The 13,234-nt window shown below is 65.4% G+C and carries 12 protein-coding genes; 8 read left to right on the top strand and 4 right to left on the bottom strand.

Annotation, left to right across the window (positions count from 1 at the left end):
• The first annotated feature begins 3 nt into the window (after positions 1-3).
• Positions 4-195, top strand: coding sequence for a ferredoxin (locus G6N27_RS08005; RefSeq protein ID WP_163775853.1), 192 nt, complete (start codon positions 4-6; stop codon positions 193-195).
• Here G6N27_RS08005 and G6N27_RS08000 read toward each other — a convergent pair whose 3' ends face one another.
• Entirely contained in the window at positions 196-1,419 is a 1,224-nt protein-coding gene (locus tag G6N27_RS08000) for a cytochrome P450 (RefSeq protein ID WP_163775852.1), read from the bottom strand.
• 186 nt (positions 1,420-1,605) lie between these two features.
• Here G6N27_RS08000 and G6N27_RS07995 point away from each other — a divergent pair, with 186 nt between their 5' ends.
• From G6N27_RS07995 to G6N27_RS07975, 5 genes are read left to right on the top strand one after another with little or no spacing between them, the layout of a single operon-like run.
• Complete coding sequence (locus G6N27_RS07995; RefSeq protein ID WP_163775851.1) at positions 1,606-2,721, top strand: Rieske 2Fe-2S domain-containing protein; 1,116 nt, start codon at positions 1,606-1,608, stop codon at positions 2,719-2,721.
• 9 nt (positions 2,722-2,730) lie between these two features.
• Positions 2,731-4,278 carry an AMP-binding protein gene (locus tag G6N27_RS07990; RefSeq protein ID WP_163775850.1) on the top strand — a complete coding sequence of 516 codons (1,548 nt, stop codon included), beginning with the start codon at positions 2,731-2,733 and terminating at the stop codon, positions 4,276-4,278.
• A gap of 19 nt (positions 4,279-4,297) precedes the next feature.
• Entirely contained in the window at positions 4,298-4,711 is a 414-nt protein-coding gene (locus G6N27_RS07985) for a nuclear transport factor 2 family protein (RefSeq protein ID WP_163775849.1), read from the top strand.
• A 56-nt stretch (positions 4,712-4,767) separates the two neighbouring features.
• Positions 4,768-5,274: an FAS1-like dehydratase domain-containing protein gene (locus tag G6N27_RS07980; protein ID WP_163781509.1), complete on the top strand. Its 507-nt coding sequence runs from the start codon at positions 4,768-4,770 to the stop codon at positions 5,272-5,274.
• Positions 5,271-5,693, top strand: a complete 423-nt coding sequence (locus tag G6N27_RS07975) for a MaoC/PaaZ C-terminal domain-containing protein (protein WP_163775848.1) — start codon at positions 5,271-5,273, stop codon at positions 5,691-5,693. The genes G6N27_RS07980 and G6N27_RS07975 overlap by 4 nt, the downstream gene beginning before the upstream one ends.
• Here the strand turns inward: G6N27_RS07975 and G6N27_RS07970 are convergent.
• Positions 5,690-7,162, bottom strand: coding sequence for an aldehyde dehydrogenase (locus tag G6N27_RS07970; protein WP_163775847.1), 1,473 nt, complete (start codon positions 7,160-7,162; stop codon positions 5,690-5,692). The two genes, G6N27_RS07975 and G6N27_RS07970, sit on opposite strands and share 4 nt — an antisense overlap.
• A gap of 182 nt (positions 7,163-7,344) precedes the next feature.
• On the opposite strand from G6N27_RS07970, the gene G6N27_RS07965 reads away from it, so the two are divergent.
• Positions 7,345-8,598: a lipocalin-like domain-containing protein gene (locus G6N27_RS07965; protein ID WP_232065017.1), complete on the top strand. Its 1,254-nt coding sequence runs from the start codon at positions 7,345-7,347 to the stop codon at positions 8,596-8,598.
• Here G6N27_RS07965 and G6N27_RS07960 read toward each other — a convergent pair.
• The gene (locus G6N27_RS07960) at positions 8,581-9,723 is read right to left on the bottom strand and encodes an aromatic ring-hydroxylating oxygenase subunit alpha (RefSeq protein WP_163775845.1); all 1,143 of its coding nucleotides are present in this window, start codon (positions 9,721-9,723) and stop codon (positions 8,581-8,583) included. The two genes, G6N27_RS07965 and G6N27_RS07960, sit on opposite strands and share 18 nt — an antisense overlap.
• Before the next feature lie 93 nt (positions 9,724-9,816).
• Entirely contained in the window at positions 9,817-11,418 is a 1,602-nt protein-coding gene (locus G6N27_RS07955; RefSeq protein WP_163775844.1) for a serine/threonine-protein kinase, read from the bottom strand.
• Between the two features lie 145 nt (positions 11,419-11,563).
• On the opposite strand from G6N27_RS07955, the gene G6N27_RS07950 reads away from it, so the two are divergent.
• Positions 11,564-12,778 carry a low temperature requirement protein A gene (locus G6N27_RS07950; RefSeq protein WP_163781507.1) on the top strand — a complete coding sequence of 405 codons (1,215 nt, stop codon included), beginning with the start codon at positions 11,564-11,566 and terminating at the stop codon, positions 12,776-12,778.
• Positions 12,779-13,234 lie beyond the last annotated feature (456 nt).

Raw genomic sequence — 13,234 nt, 5'->3', positions numbered from 1 at the left:
ACGATGCGAGTGATCGTCGACGAAAGTCTGTGCGAGGCCAATGGGTTCTGCGAATCGTTGGCGCCGGACATCTTCGTTATCGGGAAGTCCGACGTCGTGCACGTCGCCGACGGCGAGGTGCCGGAGCATCTGGAGATCGACGTGGCAGCGGCGGTCGACCAGTGTCCGAAGGCCGCGCTGCGGCTTATCGAGTAATCATCTCTCGGCCAGCGTGATCGGCATGGCGTCGTAGATCGACATGTTGGTGGTCAGATTCGGATAGGACACCTCGGCCGGACCGAGAGTGATGGCGTCGCAACGCAGGAGCAGTTCATCAAGCACGGCGCGGATCTCGGCGCGGGCAAGCATGGCGCCCAGGCAGTGGTGCGCACCGCCGCCGCCGAACGCGACATGCGGGTTGGGCTGGCGGCCGATGTCGAAGGTGAACGGCGAGTCGAAGACTTCCTCGTCGCGGTTCGCCGAACGCAGCATCGACACCACCCGCTCGCCCTTGGGGATGTGCTGACCGTCCATCTCGATGTCGACTTTGGTGGAGCGCGTCCAGTACGCCACCGGCGACGCCCAGCGCAGCACCTCCTCGACAGCACTGGAGCGCAGTGCCTCGTCGTCGCGATACCGCTCGATCTGGCCGGGATTGGCGACGAACGCCTGCAAGCCGATGGCCAATGCGTTCTTGGTCGTATCACTGCCGGCGAAGGCCAGCACGAAGAAGAAGAATTCGAGTTCGTTTGCGGCCAGGCTGAATTGCTCGCCGTCGTCGCCGGTGATGACACCGGAGGCGATCGTGCTCCAGATGTCGTCGGCTGGGTTGCGCCGCTTCTCGGCGGTGAGCTCCATGGCGTAGCTGAAGATCGTCGCGAACACGTCGGTGTCCATCTGGGCGCCTTTGGATTGCACCTTGAGGATGTGGTCGAAACCGTCGAAGATGCGCGGGCGGTCCTGTTCCGGGATACCGATGATGTCGCCGATGACGGTCATCGGGAGCGCGTCGGCCACATCGTCGATCCAGTCGCCGCCGCCGCGGACGAGCAGCTCGTCGATCATTCGTGACGCGCGGGCCCGGATGCCGTCCTCGAGCTTGGCGATCGCCCGCGGCGTGAATGCGCTCGAAATGAGTTTTCGGTGCTTGCTCTGTTCCGGTGGGTCCAAGGTGATGATGGTCGGATAGGACGCGAACAGGGCGGCTGGTTGGATCAGCGGTCCGTCGCCGGCGGTGAAGGATTCGGCGTCGCGGTGCAGCCGCACGGCGTGCCGGTGCTTGGTGGTGATCCAGAAATCGCGTTTGACAGTCTTGGCCACACCCGGCGTGAGCCCGTGCCGGAACAGCGGTCTGGTACGGCGCAGCTGGGCGAACAGATCGTCGGGAAAGCCATTGCGCCACAAGTCGAAATCGGACAGATCGACCGTCGACACCGTCATCCGCAACCTCGATTCACTCGGACGCCTACACCGCAAGGGGAGCCGGTCGGCGAACTCAGACTACTGTGGGCCGACCGGTGCGTTGACGTTCAATGCTTAAAATAGTAAAAATAGACGGAGTCTGCCACCACGTGGTGGGCGTAAGCGTGGTCGCGCCCGTTCGGCTGCGCGGGAACGGAGAGATTAGTGACGGACACGGTTTCGGAGTCCTCCATCGACCCATCGGAACGCGAATTCGGGCCGAGCGGCATCAGCCTGTCGCCGTACCGCTTCCCGACCGGATGGTTCATCGTCGGCTTCGCCTCGGACTTGGCCCCCGGGCAAGTCAAGCGGGCGCACTACTTCGGCGAGGAGATGGTGCTGTTTCGCACCGAGTCCGGCGAAGTGAACGTGCTCGACGCCTACTGCCAGCACCTCGGCGCCAACATGGGCGTCGGCGGCACGGTCGAGGGCGAGAACATCGTCTGCCCGTGGCACGGATGGCAGTGGCGCGGTGACGGCACCAACGCATTGATCCCGTACAGCAAGATCGGCTGCAAGAACAACGTCCGGGTGCGGACCTACCACAGCACCGAGTGGTACGGCTTCATCCTGGTCTGGCATGAGCGCCATGGCCGGGCGCCGTACTGGCAGCCACCGGTGCTGCCCGAATTGGAAACCGGCGAGTACTACCCGCTGCACCCGCACAGCCGCATGCTGAACCGGGTCAAGGTGCACGCGCAGATGATCATCGAGAATGCCGCCGACCCGTACCACGTGCAGTACGTGCACAAGGCCGCGAATCCGGCGAACACCACCTCTTTCGAAGTATCCGGCTATCACCTGCACGCCACCGTCAGCGCGCACTTCGGCGGCGGCCGCGCGCAGACCTGGCTGACCCCGGACGGGCCGGTCGACGCCAAGATCGTCTACGACAACTATTCGCTGGGATTGGGCATCGTCCGCTTCCCCAGCGATCTCGTGGCCACCATCGAGGTGACCGGGCAGACCCCGGTCGACGAGGACTACACCGACTACTTCTACACCCAGGCTTCCGTCCGCGAGCCCGGCGACACCGGAGATGCGCCAACCGGTCGCGCCGCGAAATTCCTCGCGCTGCAACAAGAAGTCATCAAGCAGGACTTCTTCACCTGGGAGAACATGAAGTACCTGGAGAAGCCGAACCTCGCGCCCGAGGAGGCACACGACTACGCGGCATTGCGGCGCTGGGCGCATCGCTTCTATCCAGGCGAAGAGTCCTCGCCCGACGACTTCGGTTACAACGCCGACGGCGAGCCTGACCCGGCGGCTGCGAAGGTTTAGCGGAGCTTGATGGCCCCCGGCCCGGCTGATTTCGGTGTCGACCGGTTCAGCGTCACGGCGGTGCTCGATGCACGCGCCGAGCAGTTTCCGGACCGGGTGATGATGACGATCGACGGTACCGACGTGACCTTCGAGCAGATGCGACGGCGGTCCTGCGCAGCGGCAAACAGGCTGTCGGACTTGGGTGTTGAACCGGGCGACGGCGTTGCGCTGTTCGCTGCGACCTGCCCCGAGTGGGTCTATTTCTGGTTGGGCGCTGGCCGCATCGGTGCGGTCGCCGCTGCGGTGAACGTGGCGAACAAAGGCGACTTCCTGCTGCACGCGCTTCGCTTGTCGCGGGCGAAAGTGATTGTCACCGACGTCGAACGGCAGCAGCGGGTGGCCGAGGTGCTACCCGATGCGGTGACCGTTGTGGTCGACGCTGAATCACTCGGCGAGAACGATTCCGCGGTCGCCGAGCATGTGGGCGACGTGGCGGACATCGGGTCGCTGTTCTTCACCTCGGGCACGACCGGGGCGTCCAAGGCGGTGGCCACTACGTGGCACTACCTGTTCACCACGGCCGCGACCGTCGCCTCGGCCTGGCAGTTCGGCGCCGGTGAGGTGTTGTGGACGGCGATGCCGCTGTTTCATCTCAGCGCCGCACCCGCGGTGCTGGCGCCGATGCTCGTCGGCGGCACAACGGTATTGGCCCCGGCGTTTCATCCTGGCTCGGTCTGGGACGAGGTGCGCGGTTGCGGCGCCGCGGGATTCGTCGGTGCCGGCGCGATGGTCTCCATGCTGTGGAATCAGCCCGATGATCTCCGTGACGCGCGACTGCCGCTGCGATTCATCTCCGCGGCACCGATCGACGCGGCCCTCTACCGCGACATCGAAAAGCGTTACGACTGCCGGATTGTCACCATGTACGGCCTGACCGAGGCGTTCCCGATCGCGGTCAAAGGCGTGTCCGACGACGGGGTGCCCGGAACGTCGGGCCGGCCCAACCCCAGTTTCGACGTGCGAATCGTCGACCCGGACGGCGTGCCGCTGCCGGACGGGTCGGTGGGCGAGATCGCGTGCCGCCCCCGCCACCCACATGTGATGAGCGAGGGCTACGTCAACCCGTCGGGCATCGGCGTCGACCCGCACCCGGAGTGGTTCCGGACCGGCGATCTCGGTGTCTTCGACGGCGACCGCAACCTGACGTATGTCGACCGGGTGAAGGATTCGCTGCGCCGCCGCGGGGAGAACATCTCGTCGGTCGAAGTCGAGAGCGTGGTGCTCGGGCATCCCGCGGTCCTGGAGGCGGCCGTGGTCGGGGTGCCCAGCGACCTGGGTGAGGACGATGTGCTGCTGTTCATCACAGCCCGGCCTGATGAAGAGCTGGATTACTTTGAGCTGCTGGACTTCTGCGGCGAACGGATGCCGTACTTCTCCGTGCCGCGGTACGTCGAAGTCGTCAGCGAGCTGCCGAAGACCATCATCGGGCGGGTACGCAAAGACGTTCTCCGCGCCCGGGGTGCCGGGCCCACCGCGTGGGACCGCGAATGCCACGGATACATCGTCAGTCGGTGATAAAGGAAAGAGATAACAGATGGCCATGACCTACCAGCAGCAGTTCGTCCTCGACGCGACGGCGGCGCGCGACGCCATCTTGAACCTGACGGCGCGACACAACCGGTGCTACTCCTCAGGTGACCGTAACGGATGGATCGCGACGTTCCGCCACTCGGGTGCCAGCTTCACCCGCGACGGTAACGAATACGCCGACCTGCGTGACGCTTTCGACGGCGGCAACGGACGCCTGGTCACTGTCGACCACGAGATCACCGTCGACGGCGTCAATGCGACGCAACGCTGCGTCGCATTGTTGTTCGCTGCCGGCGCCGACGGCGGCACGGCGTTGCGAGCCACCGGCAGCTACCGTGACGAGCTGATCTACGAGCGGGGCGGCTGGTACTTCACCTCCCGTGAGCTGCAGTGGGATTCGGTGCCGGTCTCGGCGTGACGTCGACGCCTATCAGCTACAAGCTGGCGTTCGGCACCTACGAGGACGCCCTCCGCATGGTCGGCGTGACCTCCGAACCGAGGGTGGCCGGAACCGTGGTCAGCGCCGCGAGGATCCAAATGTTCGCTGCCACAGTGCAAGACGGCAACCCGTCGTACTGGGACGCTGACTTCGCGACCAAGACCTGGGGCGGGCTGCTGGCGCCGCCGGCGCTGCTGATGGGCTGGCTGGTTCCGGTGCCGTGGGAACCGGGTGGACGGCCGCCGGTCGCGGCGATTGCGCTCCGGGTTCCGCTGCCCGGCACCACCATCGTGAACGCCGCAAACGATGCGGAGTTTCCGCTGCCCATCCTCGATGGCGACCGGCTCACCATCGTCGAACAGGTGGTGTCGGTATCACCGGAGAAGCAGACCAAGCTCGGTGTCGGGCATTTCATCGAAACCTTGGACACCTTCACCCGTCAGGATGGTGCGGTCGTAGCGACCAACCGGAACACATTGTTCCGGTTCACCCCTGCGGCGGCGACGATGCAGAGCGAAGCGATGAGGAGGAGCGGCGCATGAGTCCCGGGGGCGTCGTGATCACCTGGGACGCGATCGTCGTCCCGTCGGACCTCCCTGAGGTTCGCGACGAGATCAGCTACCAACGGGTGGTGATGAACTCCGGAGCCACCTGGGACTACACCCCGGTCCACTTCGACCCGTATTACGCCGAAAAGCAAGGCCACCCAGGAATTTTTGTCAACACCATGCATCTCGCCGGATTCGCCGACCGCGTCGCGACCGAGTGGGCCGGGCCCCAGAGTCGGGTGGTGCGGCGAAAGATGCGGCTCGCCGGTTCGATCTACGCCGGCGACACGATGGTGAGCCGAGGCCGGGTCGTCGCCAAGCCTGCACCGGGACTCGTGGATGTGCAGATCGACATCGTCAATCAGCGCGGCGAGTTGTGCTGCCCCGTCGAGCTGACGCTGCGGCTGGCTTAACTGGGCAGCGGCGGCATCGCTCCCTTGGCGATCACCGACTGCAATTCGACATACTCGTGCAGGCCCTCGGGGCCGAACTCGCGGCCGATGCCGGATTGCTTGAAACCACCGAACGGACTGCCGACGTCGAGCGTGTACATGTTGATGCCGTAGGTGCCGGCTCGCACGCTGGCGGCCACGTCGAGGCCGTGTGCGACGTCGGCGGTCCACACCGATCCGGCCAGACCGTAGTCGCTGTCGTTGGCGATGCGGATTGCGTCGGCCTCGTCGCGATAGGTCAGCACGCTCAGCACCGGCCCGAAGATTTCCTCGCGCGCGATGCGCATGTCGTTGGTGACGTCGGCGAACAGCGTCGGCTGGACATACCAGCCCTGGTCGTGTGGTGCGTCTTCGCCGCCGAGGACCATGCGGGCGCCCTCTTTGACCCCGGATCGAATGTAGTCCTGCACGCGCGCCTGTTGCCGTTGAGCGACCAGCGGCCCGATGTCGGTGGTCTCGTCGGTCGGATCGCCCACCCGCAGACTCGACATCATGCCGGCCAACGCGTCGATCACGTCGTCTTTGCGCCGTTCGCTGACCAGGATGCGGGTCTGGGCGACGCAGGCCTGGCCGTTGTTCATCAGGCTGGCGGACTTCAGTTCCCGGACGGTCTTGTCGATGTCGGCGTCGTCGAGGATGATCGCTGCGGACTTGCCGCCGAGTTCCAGGCTCACCCGCTTGAGTTGCTCGCCGCACAGCGTGGCGATCCGGCGGCCCACCGTGCTCGATCCGGTGAACGAGATCTTGTCGACGCCGGGATGACGCACCAGCGCCTCGCCGACATCGGTGCCGCCCGGAAGTATTGACACCACCCCGTCGGGCAGATCCAGCTGCTCGATCATCTCGGCCAACCACAAAGCGTCCAAGGGTGTTTCGGGCGCTGGTTTCACGATCACCGTGCAGCCGGCGATCAGCGCGGGAATCAGCTTGGGCATGATCAGGAACTGCGGCACATTCCACGGCACGATCGCGCCGACCACACCGACCGGGGCGCGGCGCAGATGCACTTCGCCGAGCACACCGTGCCGTCGCTCGACCCAGGGAAAGTCGCGGGCCACCGCGAGTGAAAGGTGGATCATCGAGACCGCCGCGGCGGCCTGGCCCAGCCGGCTGAAGCTGCGCGGTGAGCCCATCTCGTCGGTGATCAGGTCGGCCATCTCGTCGAGGTGGCCACCGTAGATCGTCGCAAGCTGTTCCATCTTGCGCATCCGCTCCCCGACATCGAGGCGGGGCCAGGGCCCGTGGTCGAATGCCTCCCGGGCCGCGGCCACGGCAGCCTCGACATCGTCCGGAGTCGCCGCCGGCACGTCACCGATCGGCTTTTCGGAATGCGGGGAAATGACTGTCAACCGTTGCTCGGTGGACGGCTTACGCCAGTGTCCGCCGATGAAAAGCTGGTCGTAGCAACGGTGGTCACTGGCTTCCGGCATTGGGGCACCACCTTTGAAAGGCGACGGCAAAAATCGCTATTGATGCTAACATAGCAAAAAAGCCGGGCCGCCCGATGTCGGCCTGCTTCAACGGTGAAGGCAACGTGAGCGACGAACTTCGGGTGACCACGGATGGCGACTGGCGTACGTACCCGTTCCGGTTGGTGCCGGGCACTGACACGATGGATTTCCCCGCCGCCGAGGGCGAACACGCCGACCAGGAATCCGACACCTGGTTCATCGCCGGCGAGCTGACCGGCGCGACGGGGCGGACATTTGCGTTCCTGACGATCTTCAACAAGAACCGCCCGGGCGGCACGGTGGTCGCCGACTTCTACACGATGTCCCTATTCGACTGCGACACCGGCGAATACGGAACCTACACCGACTACGACATGCCGCCGAAGAACATGGAGCCGGGGGCGAAACCGAAGATGTCGATGGCGGCCGGCCACCTCGACATCCATTACGACAGCAGCGCCGGGCCGGTGACGTGGACGGCCTGTCGCGACGAGCATGGCGAATTGCGGCCTTACACCTACACAGTCAGCCTGCGCGGCACCGATCAGGCCGGCCAGTCGATGGCGCTGGATCTGGCCGTCACCCCGACCCGCGCGCCGGTTCCCGTCGGCGCCGGCGACGGAAAGATCACCTGCTTCGGTCAGGACGACACCTACTCGTATTTTCAGACCGGGATGGTGATGAGCGGGACCCTGCGCTGGGGCGACGTGCACGACGAGGTCAGCGGCAAAGCGGGACACGTCGACCGGCAGTGGTTTCCCAAATACGCCGGTGGTGGCGGATCCGGGGGAGACGCGCGGGCCAGGTCGCACGAATGGCGCACGATCAACCTGGACAACGGGGTCGACATGAGCATCTGGCGGCAGTTCGACCGCCGGGACGGCAATGCGCCGCAACCGTTTACGGGTGTGACGGTGAGCTATCCCGACCCGGAGATGGCTCCGGAGTGTGCTGAGGACGTCGAGGTCGACACCTTCAGCTATGTGCCATGGCCGAACGAGATTCGCCCGCTGCTGAAGCCGCTCGCGCCGGCGCGGTTCATGCCCGATCGGCACCGGCTGCGTTGCGCCAGTCTGCAATTGGACCTCACCGGGGAGCCGTTGGTGGCCGCCCCGGCGCACGGCCTGCCGATCGAATACATGGAAGGGCCGTATCGCTATCACGGGACGATGCGCGGAGAACCGGTGAGCGGGTTCGCGTTCAACGAACGCTCGCTCGCGTTGTACCGCGACTGGGAGTTGATCGACGTGCTGGCCACTACCGCCGAGGACCTCAGCGACGAGATACGGCCGATGATCGCCGCGGGTCATCGATCGAAAGCGCGAAAGCTGTTGCAGACCAGGCTTACTGAGCTACCTGCAGAAAGCCACGCTGTGGTTGAGGCGCTGATCGAGGCGCTAGCCGTCGACAGCTGACCACGACTCCCACGACATGTGGCGGTGCTGCAGGCCCGGCTCGTTGCGGCCGAACACCAAATGGTCCCGGACACCGGACTCCAGGTTGGCTTGCAGACCCGCAACGAGGCGGTAGTCCTCGTCGCGCACGGTGGAGTGGGCGTAGTCGAAGACGGCCTGGGCGCCGGCGGCCACGGACTCGTCGGACGTGTCCAACGGCGTCGAATTCTGGTGCACGGTAATGGATCTACCGGGCTCGTCGGCCGGATAGATCCGGAACAGCTCTCCGTTGGCGATGGTCACCGACAGCACGATGTTCGGGAACAGCGCGTAGATCACCACCATGTTCTGGAACGGATTCCACTGTTCTTCGGGCACATCGTCCAAATCGAGAATGGAATTCAGCGGGAAGATCAGCCGGTGATGCGGCCCGAACGCATCGAACACGGTGCAGTTGCTGCGCGCGATCGTCGCGAAGGTGTCGCGGTGGACGGTGGCGAAATGGTAGTTCTCCGAGAAGGTGTCGACCGCGAGCTTCCAGTTGATCGGCGAATCGAGGACCTTCTCGCCAAGCGGTGACCAGCGGCCGATGCCCCACGAGTCGAGCTCCTCGGCGAGTGGACCCAGATGCGTCGCGACATCCAGCGTGGCACCGGGATCGAGTGCGACCCAGAGGAATCCGGCGAACTCGGCGGCGGGCAGCTCGGTCAGCCCGTCGGAACGCACCTGCACACCCGGGAAGCCCTCTCGTCCGGGCAGCCCGATCAGTCGCCCGGTGTTGTCGTAGGTCCACGCGTGATAGGGACAGGTGAACCGCTTGGCGGTGCCGCAGCCGGTGGCGACCTGCGATTGCCGATGCAGGCAGACGTTGTTGAACGCCTTGACCGCCCCGTCGGAGGTTCTGGTCAACAGCACCGAGCGTCCCATCACCGTCTTGGTGCAATAGGACCCGGGCGTCGGCAGCTCGGATACATAGCCGACCAGTTGTGGACTCGCCATCAGCATCTCGACGTCGCGCCGGTGGCGCTCGACCGAGGTGTAGTTGCCGGCCGGGACGATGTGCTCGGCCGGCGCCAGATCGGTGGTCTTGTCGCGTGCCAACTTCACGGCACGGCGGGTCAGGTCGATGAGTTGGTCGCGTTCCATCAGCGGTCCTCTACCGTCGGTCGTACTTTTCCTGACGGTATCTTTATAAACTTAGCAATTACAAGAAGCTGGGACAGAAGAGTCGGATTTTGGTCAGCCTGCGGGCTGCAGACCGGGCGGCTCCCAGGCGAATCCGCCTGGTGTGCTCACACAATTGACCGGCCCGCCCCCGTTCGAGACCGCTGACGCGCCGGACTGCTCCGGTCCGCAGGGCATGCCGAGTGCGGGCCGGGTGTCCAGCCCGCTCGGAGCCGTCGTCGGGGTGGTCGTCGGCTTCGATGGGGTGGTGCTCGTCCGGGTGGTCTCGGCGGCGCTGGTCCGTGGTGTGGTCGTGACGGTCGGCGTGACCCTGCTGGTCGTGACCGCCGGCGGCGTGGTGACGACCGGCGGTGGGGGTGTCATTACTTGCGGCGGCGGCGCCATCGGCGAAGGCGCCGGGGTCGCGGGCTCAGCGGAGGTCTCGACACTCGTTGGCGTGTCGTCGGAGTGCGAGGCGGTGCGCAGGGCACGCACGCCGAGGAACCACGCCAGCACGACGACCAGGATCGTCCCGGCGATCGCCGCGGTCTGCTTTTTCCGGCGACTCCGCGCCGCATGCTCGTCGTCGTCGAGGTCCGTCACCACCTTTTCTGTGGAGGTGGTGACCTCGTCAGGCTTCGGCGGCACCGGTGCCGGGGCGAACGCCTTCGCGGTTGCGGTGACGGGAGCGGCGAGCGGCGCGGGCTCGGTCGGCGCCGTTCCATTGTTCATCGGCGCCGCGCTGGGCGTCGGTGCGGCGGGCATCGCGGTGGTTTCGGCGTCCTGGCGGTCCGAAGCGACGGAGAAGTCGGCCGTCGCACGCGGGTGTGATCGCTTGCCGCCGTTCAACTCCAAGGCGCGGGCGAAGTCTCGACATCGCCGGAACCTGTCCACCGGATCTTGGGCGAGCGCGCGAGCGAAGATCGCGTTGTATTCGGTCAGATCGGGTCTGATGTCGCTTGGCCTCGGCGGTGGTTCGTTGAGCTGCTTGCCGACCAGCACTGTGGGGTTGAAATGTGCGAACGGTGGTGTTCCGGTCAAGAGGTGAAATGCGCTGGCCGCCAAGCCGTATTGATCAGCCCGGCCGTCGACCGCGTCGTCCAGCAGCCGCTCCGGAGCGGTGTAACTTGCCATGCCGATGAAGAGGTTGGCCCGGGTCAGGGTGTTGCCTTTGTCGCGGATGGGTCGGGTAACGCCGAAGCCCGACAAGGCAATTCTTCGCTTGTCGGCCGGTGCATTGCCGACCATGATGGTGCCCGGATTCACGTGATGGTGCAGCACGCCGTGATCGTGCGCGTAGTCGAGCGCCTCTGCGATCGCGGACACGATCTCGACCACCAACTTCGGCGGCATGCCATCGGGATGGTTGTCGCCCAGCAATTGGGCCGCATCCCCGCCTTCCAGGTAGTCCGTCGAGATCCACAGCTGGTCCTCGAATTCGCCACGGTCAGTCAGCCCCAGGATGTTCGGGTGCCATAGCGTCGCGGCGAGGTCCGTCTCCTGGTTGAAGTCTTCTCGATAGTCCAGGTCGGCCGAAATCTCGGCAGGGATCAGCTGTAGCAGCTGAAGGCGTGGGAGCCGCGGGTGCTCGGCCACATAAAGTTCACCGAACTCCGTGTATTCGAGCTGCCGGACGATACAGAATCCGGCGGCAGTCGCTCCACTGACCAGCGGCATGGGGAGGATCGTACAGAGTGACCGAGAAAACCCGCGGAATGTGGTGCGTGCCGACTGTCACGCCGTGCGGGTGGGTCAGAATGTCCCGGTGAGCGAATCCGGCGGTCGCCGGCCGAAAGTGGACCTTGCGCACCGGCTCCGCCCGATGTCCGGCCGCGACCCGCACGAGCCGCATCGGGCGGCGACGCCGCTGGAGTTGCTGTTCGACCTGACTTTCGTCATCGCCTTCGGCGTCGCCGCGTCCCAATTCGCGCACATGCTGGCAACGGGTCATGTCGGTGGCGGATTGGCCGGCTTCAGCTTCGCCACGTTCGCGGTGTCCTGGGCGTGGATCAATTTCAGCTGGTTCGCGTCGGCCTACGACACCGACGACTGGGTCTACCGCGTGACGACGATGCTGCAGATGGTCGGCGTTCTGGTGCTCGCACTGGGGATTCCGCAGGTGTTCGCCTCGATCGCCGATGGCGCGCACGTGGACAGCCGGGCCCTGGTCGCCGGCTACGTGGTGATGCGGATCGCGATGGTGATCCAGTGGCTGCGTGCCGCCAGGCAAGACCCGGACCGAAGGGCCGCCTGCCTGACCTACGCCGTGACCATCACCGTCGCTCAGCTCGGTTGGGTGGCGATCGCGATCGTCAACACGTCGCTGGGTATCACCTTTGCCCTTTTCGCTGTGATGATCGGACTTGAGGTGACGGGCCCACTGCTTGCCGAGAAGCGGATGGGTGGAACGCCGTGGCATGCGCACCACATCGCCGAGCGCAATGGGCTGCTGACGATCATCGCGCTCGGCGAAGGCGTGGTGGGCACGGTCGCGTCGCTGTCGGCGGTGGTCGCCGAACAGGGCTGGTCGACCGACGCCGTACTGGTGGCGGTCGCCGGAACCGGTCTGACCTTCGGCATGTGGTGGGTTTATTTCGTGATGCCGGCCGCCGACCTGCTGCACGCGCATCGCGATCGCTCGTTCGGCTACGGCTACCTGCACATCGCGGTGTTCGGTTCGATTGTCGCGACCGGCGCCGGCCTGCATGCGGCCGCGGACTCCATCGAGCACCGGTCCGCGCTGAGTTCGGTGGCCACGGTCCTCGCGGTGGCGGTGCCGGTCGGCGCCTACGTCGGAGCCGTCTTCGGTACCTACTTGTTGCTGACCCATGCCTGGGACGGGTTCTACGGATCGGTCGTGCTGATGGCGCTGGCGGTGCTGGGCGGCGCGGTGGCCCTCGCGGCTGCCGGCGTGTCGACTCCGCTCTGCCTGCTGGTCGTGACGGCAGCACCTGCGGCGGCCGTCTGCGGCTTCGAGCTCTCCGGCCACCGGCGCACAGCCGAAACACTGGCCGAGGAATTGGACCGGCGGCCCTGAGGCTACTCACGGGTAAGTTTCCAGCAAACTCCCGCCGGATTGTCAGACTGCCCGATTTTTGTCAATCGCCGCGCGGCGTCTCGTCGACCGCAAGCGGCGGCTGCCGACGAAGCGCAGATTTTGTAGGTAACGATTGAATAACAATCGTGCTTTGATCTGCGGAGTTATAGCTACTCGACCGTAACCACCTGCACGCAGCAGGTTTGGTCCGGACGCTGTCGGCCGCCGGTGAGCGGAGTGTTACCCAGCCCACCATTACTCATGCGTAGAACTCACCAGTAACCAAATTGCGCCGGAGAGCTCCCAATTTCTTATGACACTCTTAGTGCAGCCGATGACGCCCTTCGGCCCGACCCGCTGAAGCCGGGTCCGTCGAGTCGTAGCCGGTGAGTCGGGGGCTCAATCGGGATTCGGACGGCTTATCCGGGGCAGCGGGGCTCCGGCAGGTAGGCGACG

Origin of the sequence: Mycobacterium cookii (assembly GCF_010727945.1) — a bacterium.
In the GTDB taxonomy this organism is placed as follows: domain Bacteria; phylum Actinomycetota; class Actinomycetes; order Mycobacteriales; family Mycobacteriaceae; genus Mycobacterium; species Mycobacterium cookii.
Note: the sequence above shows the minus strand (reverse complement) of the source record. Positions and strands in the feature narration are given on the sequence as shown.

What these genes read in the sequence shown, in the direction of transcription:
- G6N27_RS08005 (WP_163775853.1), top strand. Translation starts at nt 4, where the DNA reads ATGCGAGTGATCGTCGACGAAAGTCTGTGCGAGGCCAATGGGTTCTGC.
- G6N27_RS08000 (WP_163775852.1), bottom strand. Translation starts at nt 1,419, where the DNA reads ATGACGGTGTCGACGGTCGATCTGTCCGATTTCGACTTGTGGCGCAAT.
- G6N27_RS07990 (WP_163775850.1), top strand. Translation starts at nt 2,731, where the DNA reads ATGGCCCCCGGCCCGGCTGATTTCGGTGTCGACCGGTTCAGCGTCACG.
- G6N27_RS07985 (WP_163775849.1), top strand. Translation starts at nt 4,298, where the DNA reads ATGGCCATGACCTACCAGCAGCAGTTCGTCCTCGACGCGACGGCGGCG.
- G6N27_RS07980 (WP_163781509.1), top strand. Translation starts at nt 4,768, where the DNA reads ATGGTCGGCGTGACCTCCGAACCGAGGGTGGCCGGAACCGTGGTCAGC.
- G6N27_RS07975 (WP_163775848.1), top strand. Translation starts at nt 5,271, where the DNA reads ATGAGTCCCGGGGGCGTCGTGATCACCTGGGACGCGATCGTCGTCCCG.
- G6N27_RS07970 (WP_163775847.1), bottom strand. Translation starts at nt 7,162, where the DNA reads ATGCCGGAAGCCAGTGACCACCGTTGCTACGACCAGCTTTTCATCGGC.
- G6N27_RS07965 (WP_232065017.1), top strand. Translation starts at nt 7,345, where the DNA reads ATGGATTTCCCCGCCGCCGAGGGCGAACACGCCGACCAGGAATCCGAC.
- G6N27_RS07960 (WP_163775845.1), bottom strand. Translation starts at nt 9,723, where the DNA reads ATGGAACGCGACCAACTCATCGACCTGACCCGCCGTGCCGTGAAGTTG.
- G6N27_RS07955 (WP_163775844.1), bottom strand. Translation starts at nt 11,418, where the DNA reads ATGCCGCTGGTCAGTGGAGCGACTGCCGCCGGATTCTGTATCGTCCGG.
- G6N27_RS07950 (WP_163781507.1), top strand. Translation starts at nt 11,564, where the DNA reads ATGTCCGGCCGCGACCCGCACGAGCCGCATCGGGCGGCGACGCCGCTG.